This is a genomic window from Flavobacterium sp. KMS, assembly GCF_000813005.1.
GTDB lineage: Bacteria > Bacteroidota > Bacteroidia > Flavobacteriales > Flavobacteriaceae > Flavobacterium.
In genome coordinates, this window is sequence record NZ_JSYP01000007.1 from 122,916 (window position 1) to 141,921 (window position 19,006).

The window sequence follows — 19,006 nt, forward strand, 5'->3', positions numbered from 1 at the left end:
TCAAGCCAAAGAATTAAATCCTATTATAATTCCCCAGAACATCACTTTATTTGGTATAAATATCAAGAAATTATAAAGCCAAAATACGAAACACAAGCAAGATTATTTACCCAAATAAAATTACTGAAGCTATAAAACATTATGCATATCGCTAACTTTTAAATACCTTAGCAGAAAATAATATTACCCCATAAAAAATAAACAAAATGGCTGAGCAATCTTCAATTCAGTGTCCAAATTGCGGAACAACAATCGATGTAAATGATATCCTAAAACATCAATTGGAAGATAGCATCCGTAAAGAATTTCAGCAAAAAGCTACAGCACAGTCAAAAGAACTGGAGCTTAAAAACGAGCAATTCGAAAAAGCTAAAGCAGAATTTGAAGCCAAGAAAAAGCAAGAAAACGAACTTTTTACAGAACGCTTAGACCGAGAAAAAAAGATAGCTGAAAAAGAAATCACCGAAAAACTAAAAACAAAGCTAAACGAAGAAAACAAAGACCGTTTGCTTTCGATGGAAAAAGAACTTTCGGAAAAATCAGAAAAATTACGCGAACTAAATAAAATGGAAGGCGAGATTGCTAAACTTCAGCGTGAAAAACTGGAAATAAAAGAAGCAATCGAAGCTGAATCTCAAAAACAACTCAACGCAACTTTAGTTTTGGAACGCGATAAAATTCGCAAGCAAGAAGAAGAAAAAAACGAGTTAAAAATAAAAGAATACCAAAAACAATCCGACGACCAAAAGAAGCTTATCGAAGAAATGAAACGCAAGCAGGAACAAGGTTCTATGCAATTGCAAGGAGAAGTAATGGAATTAGCAATTGAAGAATGGCTAGCTTCTAATTTTCCTTTAGACAGTATCGACGAAGTTAAAAAAGGAGCCAATGGAGCCGATTGTTTGCAAATAGTAAATACACGCGAATTACAAAATTGTGGTTCTATATATTACGAAAGTAAGCGTACAAAAGCCTTTCAACCCGCTTGGATTGAAAAATTTAAAAACGACATTCGAGATAAAAAAGCCAATATTGGAGTTCTTGTTACCGAAGTAATGCCAACTGGAATGGATCGCATGGGAATGCGCGACGGAATCTGGATTTGTACTTATGATGAATTTAAAGGTTTAAGCGCTGTTTTACGTCAATCCCTAATACAAGTGAGCCAAGCAGTACAAGCACAGGAAAACAAAGGCGATAAAATGGCCATGTTATACGATTTCTTAACCAGCAACGAATTCCGTTTACAAATAGAAGGAATCGTAGAAGGATTTACACAAATGCAAAGCGATTTAGATTCAGAAAAAAGAGCCATGCAACGTATCTGGAAACAACGCGAAAAACAAATAGAAAAAGTAGTCAATAATACCCTGGGAATGTACGGTTCTATACGTGGTATAGCCGGAAACGCAGTCCAAACCGTAAGAGCATTGGAATTGGACTTTGTAGATGACCAAACGGAAGAATTAGAGTAAGCTCTAAGGTACAAAGGTTCAAAGATGCAAAGGTACTAAGGTTCTAAGCTACTGAGATAAAAGAGCTTCAGAGTCGTAAAGAAACAAAGGCTCTGGGGAATTACTTCAAGTCGACCTGACGTAGAAAGGACTACACTAGTAACACAATATCGTCTGGTTAACTGTTTGCGAAACTCTTTATTCACGTGACAAGGCTATGAAAAATCCCATTGAGTATTTACTCTATTTTATATATAAATGAATTCATAACGACAAGGCTGTCCGAAAAGTAATTTTCAGACAGCCTCTTTGTTTATTGAAATGATGTCTATTTTTAAAATTTATTGATAAAGAAAGTCCCAGCGGGACGTTATATTTATAGCAATTTTAATTGTAATCAAAAGAAACCCCATTGGGGTGACATATATAGCAATCTAAATAAAAATATCGCTACGCTGTAGCTTTTACCCAACCTTTTTTAAATTTGCTATAAATATGATGCTCCGCTGGAGCAATTATCTATCATGTCTTCTAAAAATTTCAAAAAATAACAAAAAGGCTGTCTGAAAATTACTTTTCGGACAGCCTCGTCTTTTTTAATCTCAGAACCTTAGAACCTCAGAACCTTTGAAGCTCTGAACCTTTGAACCTTCCTTAGTCAATTTTTCTGAAAACTAAAAGCAACCCAGACGGATTAGACAATGATAATCTATTATTGGCTACAGTATAAGTTGTAGTACTTTGAAGCGCTTGCAAAAACTCATCTTCTTTATTGTTACCACTACATGCCATTAACGTTGAAGCTACATTTGTAAAACGTAATAAATCTTTCTCATAAAATATACTTCCGTTGACCTGATTACATCCTGCAAAGCCTAAAAATCTATTCTCAGCACTATAAATTTCAATTCTAGGTAGTTCTCTTTGAAAATCAGCTACAGCAACTTTTTTTCCATTTAATTGTTCCAAAACCCAGATATCATGTAAGCGATAATCAGTAATATATCTTCCGCAACCTTCGATATTTTTTACGCTACCATCGCTATTATTTGTGATTTCGATTTTAACATTATAAGGCGATTTATCTCCCGACATTGTATCAGTACAATCCATTTGCTGAATCGTAATACTCATACTACCTGTTTTAGTATTAAAGCGATACAACTTAACATTTGCATCCATCGCTCTAATAGGCTCTATATAAGGAGAACTAACTTCCTCTAATCCTTCAATCAACGAGGTAAAAGTAATTTTTTCTTTACCTATTTTTAAGCCCCAAAAAGGTTCATTTCCAGTAGCCTTAAAAAACGTAGAACCATCATATTCGTCTGCATTATTTGTATTCATAGATGCGGGGTTTTCTTCCTTTGGTTGTGTTAAAGGTTTTGGCTTTACTGTCGTTTTACAACTGAATGACAAAATTGCGACCGAGATTAATAGTAAAAGTTTTTTCATGTGTGTAATTTTAAATTAACATCCTAAATTTAAAGATGTTAACTTCTTTAATAAATAAAATAGATTTTTAGCTAATTTACAATAAAAAAATAAGTGCAACAATCAGCTGTGATAAAGCGCTAACTCATTTGTACTACCGCTAGTACGATTCCTATTGACTTTTAGATTATTTATATATCTTAAATTATGTATCTTTGATTGTATATATCTCCTTATAAATGACAACACCTTTTCAGAAAGCAAGCGAATGGATTGATGCCGAAAATGCTCAGGATCCAAATCATGAAACCGATAATAATACGACATATCCTAAAGAGTTACTTTACTCTAACAGGATGTATGCAAAATTAATGGAGTTTCATCCAGAAGCTTCAGAAGAGGTACAAATTGCTTCTAAAGCGCAACATATTTGCAGATGGAAAGTTGCCCGCGAATCTTACCCAATGGATCGTGTAGGATATTTAAAATGGAGAGAAGATTTAAAAAAGTTTCACGCCAAAACAACTGCTGTAATTTTAGAAAAAGCAGGTTATAATTCAGAATTTATAGCTCGTGTTTCTTTTTTAATCGAAAAAAAATTACTTAAAAAAGATGCTGAAACCCAATTGTTAGAAGATGTAATTTGTCTCGTATTTTTAGAATATTATCTTGATCCGTTTGTGCATAAACACGATGAAGAAAAGCTAAAAAACATCATAAAAAAAACTTGGGATAAAATGTCTGATAAAGGACATCAGGAAGCCTTAAAAATAAACTACAGCAAAGAAAATCTCGAATTAATTAAAGCTTCTTTAAGCTTATAATTTATCATTTTCCTACCGTACAATTTTACTTTTAAATTAATATCATCTCAAAAAATTAAGAATTACGTATATTAGCATAATAATCTAGCAGAATATACGTAAATCCTAATTTGTAAATTAAGTAAAATGGCAGATATCATTCGCGTTGTTCTGGCAGATGACCATGTATTTGTAAGGGATGGCATTAAATCATTATTAAAAAACGAATCTAATATTGAGGTTGTTGGGGAAGCAGCAGATGGCTTAGAAGCCCTGGAAATTGTTATAGACAAACAACCCGATTTACTTATAGTAGATATTAGAATGCCACACTTAAATGGCATCGAAGTAGTAGAAAAACTTAGAGATCAGAATCAATCTGTTAAAATAATCATATTAACAATGCATGAATCTGAAGAATATGTTTTAAAATCTATTAAGGCAGGTGCAGATGGTTATTTATTAAAAGGCTCCAGCAAAGAAGAATTTTTAAAAGCGTTACATACTGTCGCTATGGGCGGTAAATACTTTAGCGGTGATGTATCGGCAATATTAATCAAACAGTTACTTCATAACAATTTCAATGTTGATTTAAGACAATCTTCGGGTGAAGAAACAATGATTACCAGAAGAGAGAGAGAAATTCTTAAACTATTATTAACTGGAAAAGGAAACAAAGAAATTGCAGAAACGCTGAATATTAGCAAAAGAACTGCCGAAGTTCATCGATTTAATTTAATGAAAAAACTCAAAGTAAAAAATCTAATGGAGCTATCTAATAAGGCTTCAGAATATTCTTTGATCTAGATTAAAACATCTCAATTCCTACAACTTCAGGAAACAAGTATTTATACTTACTATTAAAATGCATTAATTGCTTTTTATCTAAATACGGTATAAGTATCTATCAAGATTAAATTCCTTTATTACATCATAATTATTGTTTTTTCTACAATAATTAACTTCGCTCCTATTATATTCCACCCTACTTAAAACAAATACAACTGTTTAAAAATCTTACAGTTACAAATAAATATTATATCTTTATTAATAACTTTTGCCCTAGTTCTTCGATTTATTGTTTTCGTAACCTACTTAATAAAAATGCATCTACCTATAATAAAATATTAAGTTAAGAAGCATCTTGCAAAATAATAAATAACAATAATTTACCATAAATTTAGATTGTATGACTTTTATCACATAAAAAGACCTTTTTGTCCTTTAATTTTACACTGTATATAAATAACTTAGTTATGAAGAAATTTAAAATTATCGCTTTATTAATATTAGGAGGCATAAGCGTTGATATGCAAGCACAGGAGTTTGACGCAAATTTACAGCTTAGACCCCGCTATGAGTATAGAAACGGATATAAAACCCTTATCCCATATGGTCAGGAAGCAACATCTTTTGTTTCTCAACGTACAAGATTAAATTTAAACTTTGCGCAAGACCAACTAAAAGTTAAATTAACTTTACAGAATGTTAGAACATGGGGAGATGTGGGAACAACTACAACGAAAGATGTAAATGGTGTAGCCCTTTTTGAAGCATGGGCACAATATGACATAAGTGAAAAATGGAGCGCAAGAGCTGGACGTCAAGTGCTTTCATACGATAACCAACGTATTATGGGAGAAATCGACTGGTTACAACAAGGACAAAGTCATGATGCCTTAATGGTTTCTTTTCATCCAAAAAACCATCAGCTTGATATGGGATTAGCCTATAACTCTGACGCCGAAAGCAACTTTCAAACTCCATACACAGTAGGTAACTATAAAGCAATGCAATATGCATGGTATCATACTAATGTAGACAAATTAGGAATTAGTCTATTAGTTTTGAATACTGGTTATGAGTATATGAATAATGATGTCGACAAAAAACTACTAATTGATTACAAACAAACTTTTGGAACTTATCTGACTTACAAAACAAAAAAAATTGATGGTAATTTAAGTCTCTACGGTCAAACCGGAAAAAGTGCAGACAAACAAGTAAGCGCCTGGGATGGAGCTGTAAACTTTGCATACAGTATAACAGATTCATTTAAAGCTGGTATTGGTTACGAATATCTATCAGGAAAAGATACAAATGACGGAAGTACAGTTATCAAATCATTCAATCCTATTTTTGGTACGAATCATGCTTTCAACGGGTATATGGATTATTTTTATGTTGGAGGAGGTCATCAAAACAGCGTTGGTTTACAAGATGCTTCTTTAAAATTCAATTACAATGTAAAAAAATGGCAATTTGCATTAATGCCACACGTATTCTTATCTGCTGCTGATGTAGTTGTGGATAACAAAAAAATGGACTCCTACTTAGGAACTGAGGTCGACTTTACAGCTGGATTTAATTTCAAAAAAGATATCACGCTTACAGGAGGTTATTCTCAGATGTTTGGTACTAAAACTTTAGAAGTTTTAAAAGCTCCTGGATATGCGGGACATACCAATAACTGGGCTTGGTTAATGATCTCCGTAAATCCAAGAATTTTTACTTACAAAAAATAGAATTCTTTTGTAAAAACATTCATTCTTACACTCAACTTTATAATTTCCCTTTTGCTCAAAGCAAAGGGGATTTTTTTTGCAGATAATGTGTAAAATAATCCAAAAGCGTATGATTGAGGAAAAACTTAACATTGCCGTACATTTATATTGATTATATTTACTTAACTGAAAGTTAACAATTTAGACACATACTTAACCTTTCATCATTACTAACTTCAAAAGTTTTCAATTATAAAGCCAATATCATATGGAAAAAAAAGCGACAGAAGGTATTACTCAAAATACTGATTTACCCAAAACAGATGACGTTCAACCAATTGTAGAAGACAAAAAACCAGTAGCAACACCAGTAGCAAAAACACCAGCTAGAAAAGCTCCTGTTAGAAAAACAACCACAGCTAAACCTGTTGTTAAAACACAAACTAATGCAACTACAACACCAGTAAAAGTTGCACCAAAACCACCTGTAAAAAAAGCAACACCAGCAAAACCTGTTGTTAAAGCACAAACTACAGATACAACTCCTGCACCAGTAAAAACACCTCAAACTATTCCCGCTAAAAAAGTAACTACTCCAGTTGTAAAAACTGTAGAAAAAACAATAGTAGAGAAAACTGCTGTAGTACCAAAAGAGAAAAAAGGCACAGCACCTAGTACAGGTAATTTAGTTGATGCAATAGGAGAAATTATTAAAGAAAAATCAAAAGATAAAAAGAAGAAAAAGATGAAAGACAAGGATAAGGACAAAGAGAAAGAAAAAAAGAAATTAGCTAAGAAAAAAGAAAAAGCTAAGAAGGATAAAAAGAAAGAAAAAGCTAAAAAAGCAAAACTTAAAGCAAAAGCCAAAAAGAAAGAAAAAACTAAGAAAGCTAAAGAAAAAGCTAAGGCGAAAAAAATAGCTAAAAAGAAGGCAAAAAAATCGAAATCGAAAAAGAAGAAATAATTAAAATAGGGTTTAACTTTAAAAAGTTGAGCCCTTTTTTGTTTGGAGATGCTAAGACTTTGCTTATTCTGCATGTAGATCAATCTGTTAACCTTCTAACCTTTGTCAAAGTTTTGAACTTTGACAAAGGTGTTTTGCGTAAATTAGTCTAATCACTTTGTAAAAATTCCAAGCACAAATAACATATTATAAACATTGCCAACGGTTGAAACCGTTGGAGCATAATGCATTATCACAATCCGTATCACACGGTTGAAACCGTGAGCTATGGCAATATGATAGAATTTAAAAAATGAAAGGAATTATAACCCTGACTTAAACTCAAAACCTTAGTAACTCAGAACCTTTGTCCTTTTGAGCCTCAAAAACCTCTGAACCTCTGCTCCTTTTTCTCTCCAATCTTGTCACCCTGAGGAACGAAGGGTCTCCACAAGAAACTAACACAAACTTATCCTAAATTGTCGAGCCACTCGCGGAGATTCTTCCTACGTCAGAAAGACAAATTTGGGCTTGCATTATAAATAAACCAATATTGCGTAGACGCACTGCGGTGCGTCACTACAAAAAACCTTTGCATCTTTGAACCTCTGAACCTTTGAGCCTTAAAAAAACCTTTGAACCTCAAAAAAAAAACTACCCCCCAATAGCAATCATACTACGATTGTCCTGGTTTAAACTTGGGTTGTTCAATTCCTTTATTGTAGTCATTCCTGCTCTTACTTTTTTCTTACTATCAATGGCAGCAGAAATCAAATCGGTAATCGTTTCTCCATTCCTAAAAGGAGTTAATAAATCAGTTTCGGCATTAGAGAACAAACAGTTTTTTATTTTACCATTTGCCGTAAGGCGGATTCTATTGCAACTATCACAAAACGGATTTGTAACCGAACTGATAATTCCGAAACTTCCTTGGTAATCTTTTATTTTAAAAGTTCTGGCTGTGAAGTTTTTTTCATCCTCTAACTTTTCAATTTCAGATGGATTATAATGATTGGAAAGAGTCTCTAAAATTTGTTTTTGGGAAACCATTTTGCTTTTATCCCATGCATTTCCTGCAAAAGGCATAAACTCTATAAACCGAATTGATAAAGGTAAAAATTTCGTTAATTTGATAAAATCGATAACCTCATCATCATTAAATCCTTTTATCAGAACGACATTTACTTTTACATTAAAATCATTGTTTAAAAGTAAATGTAAGTTGTCAATTACTTTTTCAAACTGATTACGAAGCGTTATAGAATTAAATTTTGAAGCAATTAAAGTATCCAGACTCAAATTAATGTCCCGAACATTAAATTGCTTTAAAACGTCTAAATGTCTATCTATCAAAATACCGTTGGTAGTAAGAGACAGTTTAATATTAAAAGTGGCTAATTTTGAAATAATTTCAGGAAAATCCTTTCTTAAAAGTGGCTCCCCTCCTGTTAATCGGATTTTGTCAACACCGTTTTGTACAAAAGTTTGAGCAATAGCAAATACCTCGTCGGCAGTCATTAACTCATTTTTTGGAGTTAATGTAATTCCGTCAGCAGGCATGCAATAGGTACAACGCAAATTGCATTTCTCTATGAGGGAGATACGCAAATAGTTGTGCTTACGCCCAAAATCATCTGTTAAAACTGTTTTATTTGGCATCATGATTATTGCCTTTTAAAATATGAAATACATGTAAAACATGCGGAAAAATAGCATCCATAGATTCTCTGGCTCCATTAGTTGACCCTGGCAAAGCCAAAACCAAAGTCTTCCCTAAAGTTCCTGCGACTGTGCGTGATAACATGGCATACGGCATACGTTGTTGCCCATAGTTACGAACTGCTTCTTCAATTCCTGGAATACGACTTTCTAATAATGGCGCTAGTGCTTCGGGAGTTACATCTCGTGGTGATAAGCCTGTACCTCCTGTAAAAATTACTAACTGATTCTCTTTTGCGTAAGCTTTAGTTCTTTCCTGAATAATATCAACTTCATCAGGAATAATCTCGTAATGTGCCGTTTCTACTCCACAAGATTCTAGTTTTTCGACAATAATTTTACCAGAACGGTCTTCTTTATCGCCTGCAAAAATAGAATCGGAACATACAAAAACTGCCGCTTTTATAGTTGCTGGAAAACGATTCTTAAATGACGATTTCCCTCCTTCTTTATTAATTAATTTGATCGTAGATATCTCAATCTCTTTATCAATTGGTTTAAGCATATCATACATTGTAAGCGCCACAATTGAAGCTCCGTGCATTGCTTCGACCTCTACTCCAGTTTTGTAAACTGTTTTAACTTTAAATATAATTTCGATAGTTAAACCCTCAATTTTATATTCTACAGATGTAAATTCGATTGGAATCGGATGACAATCCGGAATGGATAAATGGGTGTTTTTTACAGCAAATAATCCTGCTGTTTTTGCCATTTCCATAACATTCCCTTTTGGTACTAAATTATTAACAACTGCATCTATAGTCGCTTGTTGACTCACTTTTACAATTGCTGTTGCTGTTGCTGAACGTAATGTATTTATTTTATGGGTAATATCAACCATTTTCTAGGTATTTTGCTTCCAGGTGAAAGTATCGTTTTCAAATAATTCTTTGCCAAAAATAGGCACATCGGTTTTTATCCAATTTACAATGGCTTCTGTAGCTTCATAAACTTGTTTGCGCCTTGTAGCCGAAACAAAAACAAATAAACAAATCTCACCTGCTTTTACTACACCCAAACTATGATAAATATGCATACATGTTAAATCATATTTGGCAAACGCTTTTTCTCTAATTGCATGCAAAGCTTCATTCGCCATATCTGTATAAGCCGAATAATCAATGGCGACTACAGTGTTCTCATGAATTACATCGGCACGAACCTGCCCTAAAAAAATATTATGCGCACCAATAGTATATTTCGATTGATGTTTCGCAATAGATTCAGCGATAAACTCAGAAGAAATTGGTCCTTCTACAAATACATTTTTACTCATTATTTTTTATTTTTATTTGCCACGGATTATTTTTAAAAAACCTTTTTGCCACTGATTACACAGATTCTCTCAGATTTTTTTAATCCTTTTAATCTGTGACTAAGAAATTAACCGCAAAGTTCGCAAAGCTTAAAAACTTAGAATCTCAGAGCCTTAGATCCTTTTTTTTAAAACCTTTGAACCTTTGTTCCTTTTAAAAAGCCTTTGAACCTTCCTCCATCAATTGATTCAGTGCCATAGCTCCTCCAATTATACTTTTTACATTTTTGAACTGATTCTTACTAAGCAATTCAACTGCCATTTTACTTCTTATTCCTGATTGACAGAAAACATAAATAGCTTGATTTTTATTCAGTTTCTCTATTTCATCTTCTAAATTCAATAACGGAATCTGAACTCTATTTTTGAGATTAATTTCTGGAAGTTCTCCTAAATTTCTAACATCTAAAAAAAGTATCTCTTCAAAATCTATTTGATTCAAAACTGTTTCGACAGTAATTTCTTCTGCTTGATTTTTGATTACTTTATATTTTGCTTCAAAAACAGATTTATCAATAACTAAGTTTTCCTTTTTTTCAAAGTCATACTTTTGTTGTTCGTTATTCAATAAATTATAAACCAGTATTTTACCACTCAACACCTCGCCTATTCCTAAAATCATTTTTATGACTTCATTTGCTTGTAGCATTCCGATAATCCCTACCGAAATTCCAATTACTCCTGCATCATTACAATTTAAAGATTGACTATTTTCATCTGAATATAAACAACGATACGTAGGTCCGTTTTTATAATTAAAGACCGAAACTTGCCCTTCAAATCTATAAATAGAACCATAAACTAATGGTTTGTTTACAACGCAACAGGCATCGTTTATAAGATATTTTGTTGATAGATTATCTGTCGCATCAACTATTATATCATAATGCTTAAATAAATCGAGTGCATTTTCTCCCGAAAGTCTTTCGGATATAGCGTTTATTTTAACTGTTGGATTTAATTCAGTCGCCATGCGTTTTGCCTCTAGCACTTTACTATTTCCAACTGCGTCATTTTTATAAATAACCTGACGATGCAAATTACTCAACTCGATTACATCATCATCTACAATTCCTATTTCTCCAACTCCCGCAGCAGCCAAATAAGGCAATATAGCCGATGCTAAACCTCCTGCACCAATTATCAATACTTTGGCTTTAAATAATTTTTGCTGACCAATTTCTCCCACTTCAGGAAGTATAATTTGTCGATTATAACGTGATGCTGACATATTAAATGTATTTATCCACCTGCAAAAGGTGGTAATAAAGCAATAATATCATTGCTTTTTAATTCATAAACAGTTGTTTTGGGAACTATCTTCTGATTGATTGCTATACTAAACGAGAGTGTATTTAACTGATATTTTTTATCTAAATCGTTTAATAATTGTTCCAATGACAAATTCCCCAGAGGAACTTTTTCTGTTGGGCAATTTGTTTTTTCTGCGACAGCACCAAAATATTTAACCTCTATCATGGCTTTAAATTTAAATTCTGATAAATAAACTCATCTTCTAAGTATTCTTCAAAGTAGGAGTTTAGTTCTAATATATTTCTTACTACTTCGCCAATAACTATTATTGCTGGCGAAGTTATTTCTTTATCTTTAACCAGTTGAACAATTGTACTAATCGTTCCTGTTACTTTCTTTTGATTCTGTTTTGTTCCGTTTTGAATAACCGTAATGGACAAATCATCCGTTCTGTTTTTTTGATATAAAGCAATTATTTCACCTAGCTTATGCATTCCCATAAGGATAACTACTGTTGCTGCCGATTGTGATGCTAAATTTATATCTTTTGATAATTTATGATCTGCAGTTGTTCCTGTAATAACCCAAAAACTTTCGGCTATTTCTCTTTGTGTCAAACTAATTCCGTTTGTAGCAGGAACTCCTAAAGCCGATGAAATTCCGGGAACAACAGCTGTTTCCAAATTAAACTTTTGAGCATATTCTATTTCTTCAATCCCACGCCCAAATACAAAAGAATCTCCTCCTTTTAACCGAACTACATGACCATAACGATTTGCCATCGATACAATTAATTCATTTATCTGATCCTGACTATACGCATGGCATCCCAAACGTTTCCCTACAAAAACAATTTCTGCATTTATAGCATATTTTAACAATTCTTCGTTTACCAAAGCATCATACAAAACTACATCGGCATTTTGTAATGCTTTTATCGTAATTAACTCTACATCGCCTGGCCCAGCTCCTACAACGGTTAACTTAGGTCTTAATGATATTTTCATAACATCGTATTTAAATTGGCATTAAGATCATTTAATTCGTCTGGCGAATTTATATTCGTAAAATTAAGACTTTGACTTTCGTCGAAAGTTATAATTTGATGTGGCACTTTGGCTATCAGATTCATTAATTTTAAATCTCCTTGGGCAATTGCTTCTTTAATAATTGGAAGATTTTTTTTAGCATAAATCCCAATCAAAGGATGCATCCGACTCTCTGATGATAAAACAGTAATCGCTGCTTCTTCATCATGTTTTTCGATTAACTCAGATAATAATTCGGTAGATATTAAAGGAATATCACAACTCAAAATCATGCTAAATTCACTTTCTGAATGATACAAAGCAGTATAAATTCCTCCCAACGGACCTTTGTCAATTTCGATATCACTTATTTTATTATACTCCAAATAGTCATAATCATTTCCATTTGTAACCAACTGTATGTTATTTGTAATAGGCACAATAGCCTGAATGATATGTTCTATAAAGGGTTTGCCTTTAAACAATACTAATCCTTTCTCAGATTGCATCCGGGAACTTTTTCCTCCACATAGAATAAAAACTGCCAGATCTTTCATATCACATCATATATAAATTAAATCTTTTTCTTTTTTAACACATAGAAACATAGATTTTTGTACTCTTAAAAAGGCGTTTCAATTATTTATAAAACACAGAGCTAGCTATGTGAAAGAAATGTATTTCTTTTTGTGTTCTTTATTAACCCATAAACCTATGTTTCTATGTGTTAAATAAAATATTTATAATCCTATGGAAATATCAATTTTACACTTGCGAGCAGAATAACAACTCCTAAAACATATTTTAATGTTTTATTAGAGAAATATCCACTTCCGTAATAACCACCTAAGATTCCTCCAAAAACTGCAATTGGTACTAAATAAAAACTATCTATCGGAATGGTTTTTCCTCCTAGAAAATAACCTGTTATTCCCGCTAGTGAATTTACGAAAATAAATAGACTTGAAACCGCTGCGGACTCTTTAACTGATGCCCATCCTAAAAATAATAAAATCGGACTTAATATAATTCCGCCTCCAATTCCTAGCATTCCTGATAATAAACCTATCCCAAATCCTAAAGTCAATGCAAAAGGAAGTTTAATTACTACAGCTTCTTTTTCTTTAAAATTAAAAAAACCAAATAATCTAAACGCTGCAAATACCAAAACTAATCCTAATATTACTTTGTAAACCGTACTATCTAATGTTATAAATCCCCCTATAAAAGCCGCTGGAATCGATGCTATTGCAAAAGGATAAAAGAGCTTGGGCTTAAAATAATTCATCTTATAATAAAAGAAGAAAGAGATACTGGACACAAACAAATTAAGCAACAGCGCCGAGGGCTTCATTATACCTATAGGGAAAGCAAAAATTGCCATAAGCGCCAAATAGCCTGAAGCTCCGCCATGACCAACACTTGAGTATAAAAAAGCAATTACTACAAGTGCAATGCTAAAAATGATTAAATTTTCGGTCGTTAATATGTTCATAATTATTTTTAATCTAATGGTAACAAGATTACATCTTCATCTTTTTTAATTTCTGTGCTGTCATAAGGTACAAAAAGCAAAGAGTTTGCTGTAGCAAAAGTATTTAACATTGCCGAGCTTTGGCTATCTAACACACTTACATGAGTTTCATTATATAGCGCTTTTAAAAATAATGTTTTCCCTGTAGTATTAATTACTGCTGTACTTAGTTTTCTAACAATTCTTTTTAAATGAATATCCTCAAATCCCATCATTTTTTTTAGTGCTGGTAAAACATACACATAAAAACTGGTAAGTGACGATGCTGGATTTCCTGGTAATGCAAAAACTAATTTTTCTTCTTTATTTCCAAAGAACAATGGTTTTCCTGGCTTTTGGTTTATTTTATAAAACAACTCTTCTACTCCATTTTTTAATAAAGCTTCTTTAACAAAATCATAGTCTCCAACCGAAATTCCTCCTGAAACAAGAATCATATCGTATTTTTCTAAAAGCTTTTTCAGAACTTTTTTAGTGGCTTTTAAATTATCTTTTACTCTAAAAACTTTTACTTTTTTAATTCCTGCAGTTTCAAGAGCAGCTTGTAACATAATCGAATTACTTTCGAAAATCTTACCTAATTTTAATTTCTTTCCTGGTTGTACCAATTCATTTCCTGTAACAAGAATTGCTACTTTTGGTTTACTATAAACCTCAACTTCAGTAATTCCTAAACAAGCCAAAAAGCCTATTCCTGCTGGAGTTAATAGCGTGTTTTTTTCGAGCATGATATCGCCTTCATCAACCTGTTCGCCTTTGGCTCTAACATTTGCATTAGGTTCTGGCATTTTATCTATCGTAATCAAATCTCCATCGACAGTAACATGCTCTTGCATTACTACTGTATCTACAGAATCTGGTACAAATGCTCCAGTAAAAATTCGTATTGCCTGATTGGCTTTTATCTTATGCTTATCACTATCTCCTGCTTGCGAAATACCAATTACGTCATATTGCTTATTATCTGAATGTGTAAAAGCATACCCATCCATAGCCGATTGACGAAATGGTGGCATTGCGATAGGTGCATAAACCGTTTCGGCAAGTATATAACCAAGTGATTTACTCACTTTTATTTTACGAACTGGCATTTTAATACTGTTGTCAGCAATAATGGATAAGGCTTTATCTACTTGAATCATGTTGATGTTTTATATAAGTAAAAATACGTATTACAAATACAAGTATTTTAATTTGGTAGAAATCTTTACTAATTTAAAATTTCTAAGGAGTATAAATTTAAGCTTAATTCTTTAAATACTGTGTTCTAAATTAACACAACCTTTGTCAAAATTAAAAACATTGACAAAGGTATTCAAAGACATTTATTAGGTACAAACTCGTTTTTAAACCTATATATTAAGCAATTACAATTGTAGAAATATCTTATTTCTTTTTAAAGTTTCCTTGTGGTAAATAATACATCCATGAAAACCCAATTAAAAACAATACAGCAGAAGCTATAAATGCAGGCAATAATATTTCTGTGTTATTATCCAATGCGTTGTTCAGTGAAGCATATAACAACCAAATTTGGATACTTACATTTAAGATTAAAATGAAAATTAGTGTCGAAAGTATATTGTTCAACTTATTTGGATTGGCACGATTCTGACTTCTTCTAAAAGTACTCATACTACTATTTTTTTAGGGTTGCTCTAGCTTTCTTTCTGTTCTACAAATTCTTTTACAAAAACGCCTTTATCTTTAAAAAACACTTCTAATTTTGGTAATGCTCTAGGCGGAGGTCCAGAAATTACATCTCCAGTCGCAGCATCAAATGAGCCATCATGACAAGGACAATGAATTATTCCTGTTCCTGGTTTATAAAATACAGAACAAGACAAATGCGTACATTTTTGTTCGTATGCTTTGAAATCTCCATTTTCCAGATGTATCAAAATATAAGGTACAGTACTTCCTTCTATTACAAATCCTCTTGTTCCTCCTACAGGAACTTCATCTTTATTGCAAATAAAATGCTCTCCTTGCACTCCTTCTTTTGGTAATAAATAGGCTTTTGCAGCAACAAATCCGCTACCTACCATTAATCCTCCTGACACAAATGTTAGGAATTTAGCAAAATCACGTCGGCTTACCTGAGTAGATTCTTGCTTTTTTATTGGGAAATCTTTTTTCCAGTTTTGATTTAAATTATCTTCTTTTGACATGGATTTTAGATTTAATATATTCTTAATTCATTACTGCCTTTAGGCATCATAATGTTTACTTTGGTATTTACTACTTCTTTTCCGAAGATAAATGTGTTGATTGGTGTACTATTTGGTCTCATTTCTTCAATTTCGGCTCTTGTTCCGTAAAATAAAGCTCCACTAGGACAAACAGTTGCACACATTGGTTTTTTACCCACACTTGTTCTATCATAACACATCGTACATTTCATCATTAAATCGTACTCTTCCATCTTTTTAGGCACTCCAAACGGACATGCCATCACGCAGTTTGAGCAACCTATACATCTTTCGGTATTGGCAGTATGTACGATTCCGAATTCGTCTTGCGAAATTGCATCGGCTGGACATACGTTTGCACACACTGGATCTTCACAATGCATACAAACCTGTACAGTAGTTTGAATTGTTGATGAACGCTCGACATAATTCACACTGATTAATGATTCTTGCCCATTAGTTTCACATTCTGCACAAGCCATTTCGCAAGCCTTACAACCAATACAACGCTGCAGATCTACAAAAAACTCTTCATTTGTATTAAAATTAGTTTGGTTCATAGTCACGTTTTTATAGATTAAATACTTGCATAAGCTTCAGATTCTGTAGATGGTGGCGCAATTACTCCTTGTGGATCCAATAAACAGGCACAAACTTTAAATTCTGGCATTTTAGAAACCGGATCTAATGTTCCGATTGTTAATTGATTTGCTGATTTTGCTCCTGGCCAATGATAAGGGATAAAAACGGTATCTTTTCGGATTGTCTCAACAATATTTGCTGGAAAAATCCCTTCTCCTCTTCGGGTTTCAACTCGCACTAATTCACGCTGTTTAATTCCGTATTTCAAAGCCAGCTCAGGATGAATTTCTAGTAAAGGTTCTGGAATTTGATCTACTAACTTCCCTATTCTTCGTGTTTGAGTTCCGCTTAGATATTGAGAAACAACACGCCCAGTTGTGAGCGTTATCGGATATTTATCATCTGTAACTTCACTTGGTAATCTATATGGCGCCGGATTAAAATGAGCTTTCTTATCTGGAGTACAAAATACTTTATCTTCCCATAATCTAGGTGTTCCTGGATGAACATCTGTTGGACAAGGCCAGAAAACTCCCATATTATCTTCTATTTTTTTATAAGATATTCCAAAATAGTCTGCAGTTCCTCCTTTTGAGGCAACTCGAAGCTCATTAAAAATAGCTTCACTATTTTCATAAGTAAACTTGTCTTCTTCTCCTAGTCTTTTTGCCAGTTCTAAGAAAATAGAAGTATCTGTTCTTGCATCTCCCGGAGGAGTTACAGCTTGGCGAATTCGGATTACTCTTCCTTCTGCTGATGTAGTTGTTCCTTCTTCTTCTTCTTGCAAAGATCCCGCAAGAACAATATCTGCATGACGGGCAGTTTCATTCAAGAAGAAATCGATACAAACATAAAACTCTAATTTTTCAAGTGCTTCTCTTACATAACTATTATTTGGCAATGATACCAACGGATTAAAACAAATAGAAAGTAATCCTTTTATTTCTCCTCTATGAATGGCATCAATGATTTCGTAAGCTGATAGCCCTTTTCCTGGCATATCTTTTTCATCAATTCCCCAAACTTGCGATATGTATTTACGATGTTCCGGATTTTCAATATCTCTGTTTCCTGGCAATTGATCGCATTTATGACCATGCTCTCTTCCTCCTTGTCCATTTCCTTGTCCGGTTATTGTTCCGTATCCGCAGTAAGGTTTGCCTAGTCTTCCTGTTGCCAGAACTAAATTGATGCATCCTACTACATTATCAACTCCTTTAGTATGTTGTTCGATTCCGCGTGCGTGAAGCAAAAAGCTAGTTTTAGCTTTACCCCATAATTCTGCCGCAGCTTTAATTTTATTTTTATCAATTCCTGTAATTTCCTCTGCCCATTCTAAGGTATAATCTTTTACAGCATCGATTGTTTCCTGAAAACCTGATGTATAATTGTCTATAAAATCATGATCTAACATATCATGATCAACTAGATATTTTAGCATCGCTCCGTACAATGCCGAGTCGGTTCCTGGTTTTACATCTAGATGAATATCTGCAGTTCTTGCCAACGGAATCATTCTAGGATCTATAACTATAAGTTTAGCTCCTCTATCTCTGGCTTTCCAAATCCAATGGGTTAATGTTGGGAAAGTTTCGCTAATGTTTGCACCACTAACAATAATTACTTCGGCATATTCTAAATCAGAATAATTATTTGAAGCACGGTCTAATCCAAAAGCTTTTTTATTTCCTGCTCCTGCACTCACCATACAAAGTCTTCCGTTATAATCCAGGTTTCTAGTTTTTAACGCTACACGCGCAAACTTCCCTACCAAATAACTTTTTTCGTTGGAAAGTGAAACTCCAGATAACATAGAAAAAGCATGCTTACCATATTTTTCCTGAATTCTTTTTATTTCAGATACTGTTTTATCCATTGCTTCATCCCAAGTAGTTTTCTCAAAGCCTTTTCCTTCTACTCTTTTTATAGGATGTAAAAGTCGGTCTGGATGATTATTTTGTAAATAGCGCTGTACTCCTTTTGGACACAAACGACCTTCGTTAAAAGGAAATTCCATCCAAGGTTCGAAACCTACTACTTTATTTTCTTTTACTAATAATTGAATACCACATTGCATACCGCAAAAACAACAATGCGTTTTTACTATTTCATCTGGTTCATCTCTACCTTCGTAACCATCTTTGGGAGCATAATTTAAATGCGGTCCAAAATCTTCAATTATTTTTTCGGTTGATACAGGTAATTTTGCCATGTTTATTTTGTTTTATTTTGTTTCAAGTT

The 19,006-nt window shown here is 33.1% G+C and carries 19 protein-coding genes; 5 read left to right on the forward strand and 14 right to left on the reverse strand.

Annotation, left to right across the window (positions count from 1 at the left end; translation table 11 throughout):
• Positions 1-206: 206 nt before the first annotated feature.
• Entirely contained in the window at positions 207-1,475 is a 1,269-nt protein-coding gene (locus OA93_RS08930; RefSeq protein ID WP_039112828.1) for a DUF2130 domain-containing protein, read from the forward strand.
• A 633-nt stretch (positions 1,476-2,108) separates the two neighbouring features.
• Here OA93_RS08930 and OA93_RS08935 read toward each other — a convergent pair.
• Positions 2,109-2,909 carry an META domain-containing protein gene (locus tag OA93_RS08935; RefSeq protein ID WP_039112829.1) on the reverse strand — a complete coding sequence of 267 codons (801 nt, stop codon included), beginning with the start codon at positions 2,907-2,909 and terminating at the stop codon, positions 2,109-2,111.
• 218 nt (positions 2,910-3,127) lie between these two features.
• Here OA93_RS08935 and OA93_RS08940 point away from each other — a divergent pair, with 218 nt between their 5' ends.
• From OA93_RS08940 to OA93_RS08955, 4 genes are all read left to right on the forward strand, one after another.
• Positions 3,128-3,712, forward strand: coding sequence for a DUF4202 domain-containing protein (locus OA93_RS08940; RefSeq protein ID WP_039112830.1), 585 nt, complete (start codon positions 3,128-3,130; stop codon positions 3,710-3,712).
• Between the two features lie 126 nt (positions 3,713-3,838).
• On the forward strand, positions 3,839-4,498 hold the full coding sequence (locus OA93_RS08945; RefSeq protein WP_039112831.1) for a response regulator transcription factor: 660 nt from the start codon (positions 3,839-3,841) through the stop codon (positions 4,496-4,498).
• A gap of 449 nt (positions 4,499-4,947) precedes the next feature.
• Entirely contained in the window at positions 4,948-6,216 is a 1,269-nt protein-coding gene (locus OA93_RS08950; RefSeq protein WP_039112832.1) for an alginate export family protein, read from the forward strand.
• Positions 6,217-6,463: 247 nt separating this feature from the next.
• The gene (locus OA93_RS08955; RefSeq protein ID WP_039112833.1) at positions 6,464-7,159 is read left to right on the forward strand and encodes a hypothetical protein; all 696 of its coding nucleotides are present in this window, start codon (positions 6,464-6,466) and stop codon (positions 7,157-7,159) included.
• 633 nt (positions 7,160-7,792) lie between these two features.
• On the opposite strand, the gene moaA is transcribed toward OA93_RS08955, so the two are convergent.
• The 13 genes from moaA to OA93_RS09020 form a co-directional block, all read right to left on the reverse strand.
• Positions 7,793-8,800, reverse strand: a complete 1,008-nt coding sequence (gene moaA / locus OA93_RS08960; protein WP_039112834.1) for a GTP 3',8-cyclase MoaA — start codon at positions 8,798-8,800, stop codon at positions 7,793-7,795.
• Positions 8,787-9,701 carry a bifunctional molybdenum cofactor biosynthesis protein MoaC/MoaB gene (moaCB, locus tag OA93_RS08965; protein ID WP_039112835.1) on the reverse strand — a complete coding sequence of 305 codons (915 nt, stop codon included), beginning with the start codon at positions 9,699-9,701 and terminating at the stop codon, positions 8,787-8,789. The genes moaA and moaCB overlap by 14 nt, the downstream gene beginning before the upstream one ends.
• Positions 9,702-9,704: 3 nt before the next feature.
• A complete protein-coding gene (locus tag OA93_RS08970; protein WP_039112836.1) occupies positions 9,705-10,136 on the reverse strand; it encodes a molybdenum cofactor biosynthesis protein MoaE in 432 nt (143 codons plus the stop codon).
• A 193-nt stretch (positions 10,137-10,329) separates the two neighbouring features.
• The gene (locus tag OA93_RS08975; RefSeq protein WP_039112837.1) at positions 10,330-11,406 is read right to left on the reverse strand and encodes a HesA/MoeB/ThiF family protein; all 1,077 of its coding nucleotides are present in this window, start codon (positions 11,404-11,406) and stop codon (positions 10,330-10,332) included.
• 11 nt (positions 11,407-11,417) lie between these two features.
• Positions 11,418-11,654, reverse strand: coding sequence for a MoaD/ThiS family protein (locus tag OA93_RS08980; RefSeq protein ID WP_039112838.1), 237 nt, complete (start codon positions 11,652-11,654; stop codon positions 11,418-11,420).
• Positions 11,651-12,436, reverse strand: coding sequence for a uroporphyrinogen-III C-methyltransferase (gene cobA / locus OA93_RS08985; protein WP_039112839.1), 786 nt, complete (start codon positions 12,434-12,436; stop codon positions 11,651-11,653). Before cobA ends, OA93_RS08980 begins: the two co-directional genes overlap by 4 nt.
• Positions 12,433-13,014, reverse strand: coding sequence for a molybdenum cofactor guanylyltransferase (locus OA93_RS08990; RefSeq protein ID WP_039112840.1), 582 nt, complete (start codon positions 13,012-13,014; stop codon positions 12,433-12,435). The genes cobA and OA93_RS08990 overlap by 4 nt, the downstream gene beginning before the upstream one ends.
• A gap of 191 nt (positions 13,015-13,205) precedes the next feature.
• Positions 13,206-13,952 carry a sulfite exporter TauE/SafE family protein gene (locus OA93_RS08995; RefSeq protein WP_039112841.1) on the reverse strand — a complete coding sequence of 249 codons (747 nt, stop codon included), beginning with the start codon at positions 13,950-13,952 and terminating at the stop codon, positions 13,206-13,208.
• 8 nt (positions 13,953-13,960) lie between these two features.
• Positions 13,961-15,133 carry a gephyrin-like molybdotransferase Glp gene (glp, locus tag OA93_RS09000; protein WP_039112842.1) on the reverse strand — a complete coding sequence of 391 codons (1,173 nt, stop codon included), beginning with the start codon at positions 15,131-15,133 and terminating at the stop codon, positions 13,961-13,963.
• Positions 15,134-15,377: 244 nt separating this feature from the next.
• Entirely contained in the window at positions 15,378-15,626 is a 249-nt protein-coding gene (locus OA93_RS09005) for a DUF6755 family protein (RefSeq protein WP_039112843.1), read from the reverse strand.
• A 23-nt stretch (positions 15,627-15,649) separates the two neighbouring features.
• Complete coding sequence (locus tag OA93_RS09010; RefSeq protein WP_039112844.1) at positions 15,650-16,162, reverse strand: Rieske (2Fe-2S) protein; 513 nt, start codon at positions 16,160-16,162, stop codon at positions 15,650-15,652.
• 11 nt (positions 16,163-16,173) lie between these two features.
• Complete coding sequence (locus OA93_RS09015) at positions 16,174-16,743, reverse strand: 4Fe-4S dicluster domain-containing protein (RefSeq protein ID WP_039112845.1); 570 nt, start codon at positions 16,741-16,743, stop codon at positions 16,174-16,176.
• 17 nt (positions 16,744-16,760) lie between these two features.
• A complete protein-coding gene (locus OA93_RS09020; protein WP_039112846.1) occupies positions 16,761-18,977 on the reverse strand; it encodes a molybdopterin oxidoreductase family protein in 2,217 nt (738 codons plus the stop codon).
• Positions 18,978-19,006 lie beyond the last annotated feature (29 nt).

What these genes read in the sequence shown, in the direction of transcription:
- OA93_RS08930 (WP_039112828.1), top strand. Translation starts at nt 207, where the DNA reads ATGGCTGAGCAATCTTCAATTCAGTGTCCAAATTGCGGAACAACAATC.
- OA93_RS08935 (WP_039112829.1), bottom strand. Translation starts at nt 2,909, where the DNA reads ATGAAAAAACTTTTACTATTAATCTCGGTCGCAATTTTGTCATTCAGT.
- OA93_RS08940 (WP_039112830.1), top strand. Translation starts at nt 3,128, where the DNA reads ATGACAACACCTTTTCAGAAAGCAAGCGAATGGATTGATGCCGAAAAT.
- OA93_RS08945 (WP_039112831.1), top strand. Translation starts at nt 3,839, where the DNA reads ATGGCAGATATCATTCGCGTTGTTCTGGCAGATGACCATGTATTTGTA.
- OA93_RS08950 (WP_039112832.1), top strand. Translation starts at nt 4,948, where the DNA reads ATGAAGAAATTTAAAATTATCGCTTTATTAATATTAGGAGGCATAAGC.
- OA93_RS08955 (WP_039112833.1), top strand. Translation starts at nt 6,464, where the DNA reads ATGGAAAAAAAAGCGACAGAAGGTATTACTCAAAATACTGATTTACCC.
- moaA (WP_039112834.1), bottom strand. Translation starts at nt 8,800, where the DNA reads ATGATGCCAAATAAAACAGTTTTAACAGATGATTTTGGGCGTAAGCAC.
- moaCB (WP_039112835.1), bottom strand. Translation starts at nt 9,701, where the DNA reads ATGGTTGATATTACCCATAAAATAAATACATTACGTTCAGCAACAGCA.
- OA93_RS08970 (WP_039112836.1), bottom strand. Translation starts at nt 10,136, where the DNA reads ATGAGTAAAAATGTATTTGTAGAAGGACCAATTTCTTCTGAGTTTATC.
- OA93_RS08975 (WP_039112837.1), bottom strand. Translation starts at nt 11,406, where the DNA reads ATGTCAGCATCACGTTATAATCGACAAATTATACTTCCTGAAGTGGGA.
- OA93_RS08980 (WP_039112838.1), bottom strand. Translation starts at nt 11,654, where the DNA reads ATGATAGAGGTTAAATATTTTGGTGCTGTCGCAGAAAAAACAAATTGC.
- cobA (WP_039112839.1), bottom strand. Translation starts at nt 12,436, where the DNA reads ATGAAAATATCATTAAGACCTAAGTTAACCGTTGTAGGAGCTGGGCCA.
- OA93_RS08990 (WP_039112840.1), bottom strand. Translation starts at nt 13,014, where the DNA reads ATGAAAGATCTGGCAGTTTTTATTCTATGTGGAGGAAAAAGTTCCCGG.
- OA93_RS08995 (WP_039112841.1), bottom strand. Translation starts at nt 13,952, where the DNA reads ATGAACATATTAACGACCGAAAATTTAATCATTTTTAGCATTGCACTT.
- glp (WP_039112842.1), bottom strand. Translation starts at nt 15,133, where the DNA reads ATGATTCAAGTAGATAAAGCCTTATCCATTATTGCTGACAACAGTATT.
- OA93_RS09005 (WP_039112843.1), bottom strand. Translation starts at nt 15,626, where the DNA reads ATGAGTACTTTTAGAAGAAGTCAGAATCGTGCCAATCCAAATAAGTTG.
- OA93_RS09010 (WP_039112844.1), bottom strand. Translation starts at nt 16,162, where the DNA reads ATGTCAAAAGAAGATAATTTAAATCAAAACTGGAAAAAAGATTTCCCA.
- OA93_RS09015 (WP_039112845.1), bottom strand. Translation starts at nt 16,743, where the DNA reads ATGAACCAAACTAATTTTAATACAAATGAAGAGTTTTTTGTAGATCTG.
- OA93_RS09020 (WP_039112846.1), bottom strand. Translation starts at nt 18,977, where the DNA reads ATGGCAAAATTACCTGTATCAACCGAAAAAATAATTGAAGATTTTGGA.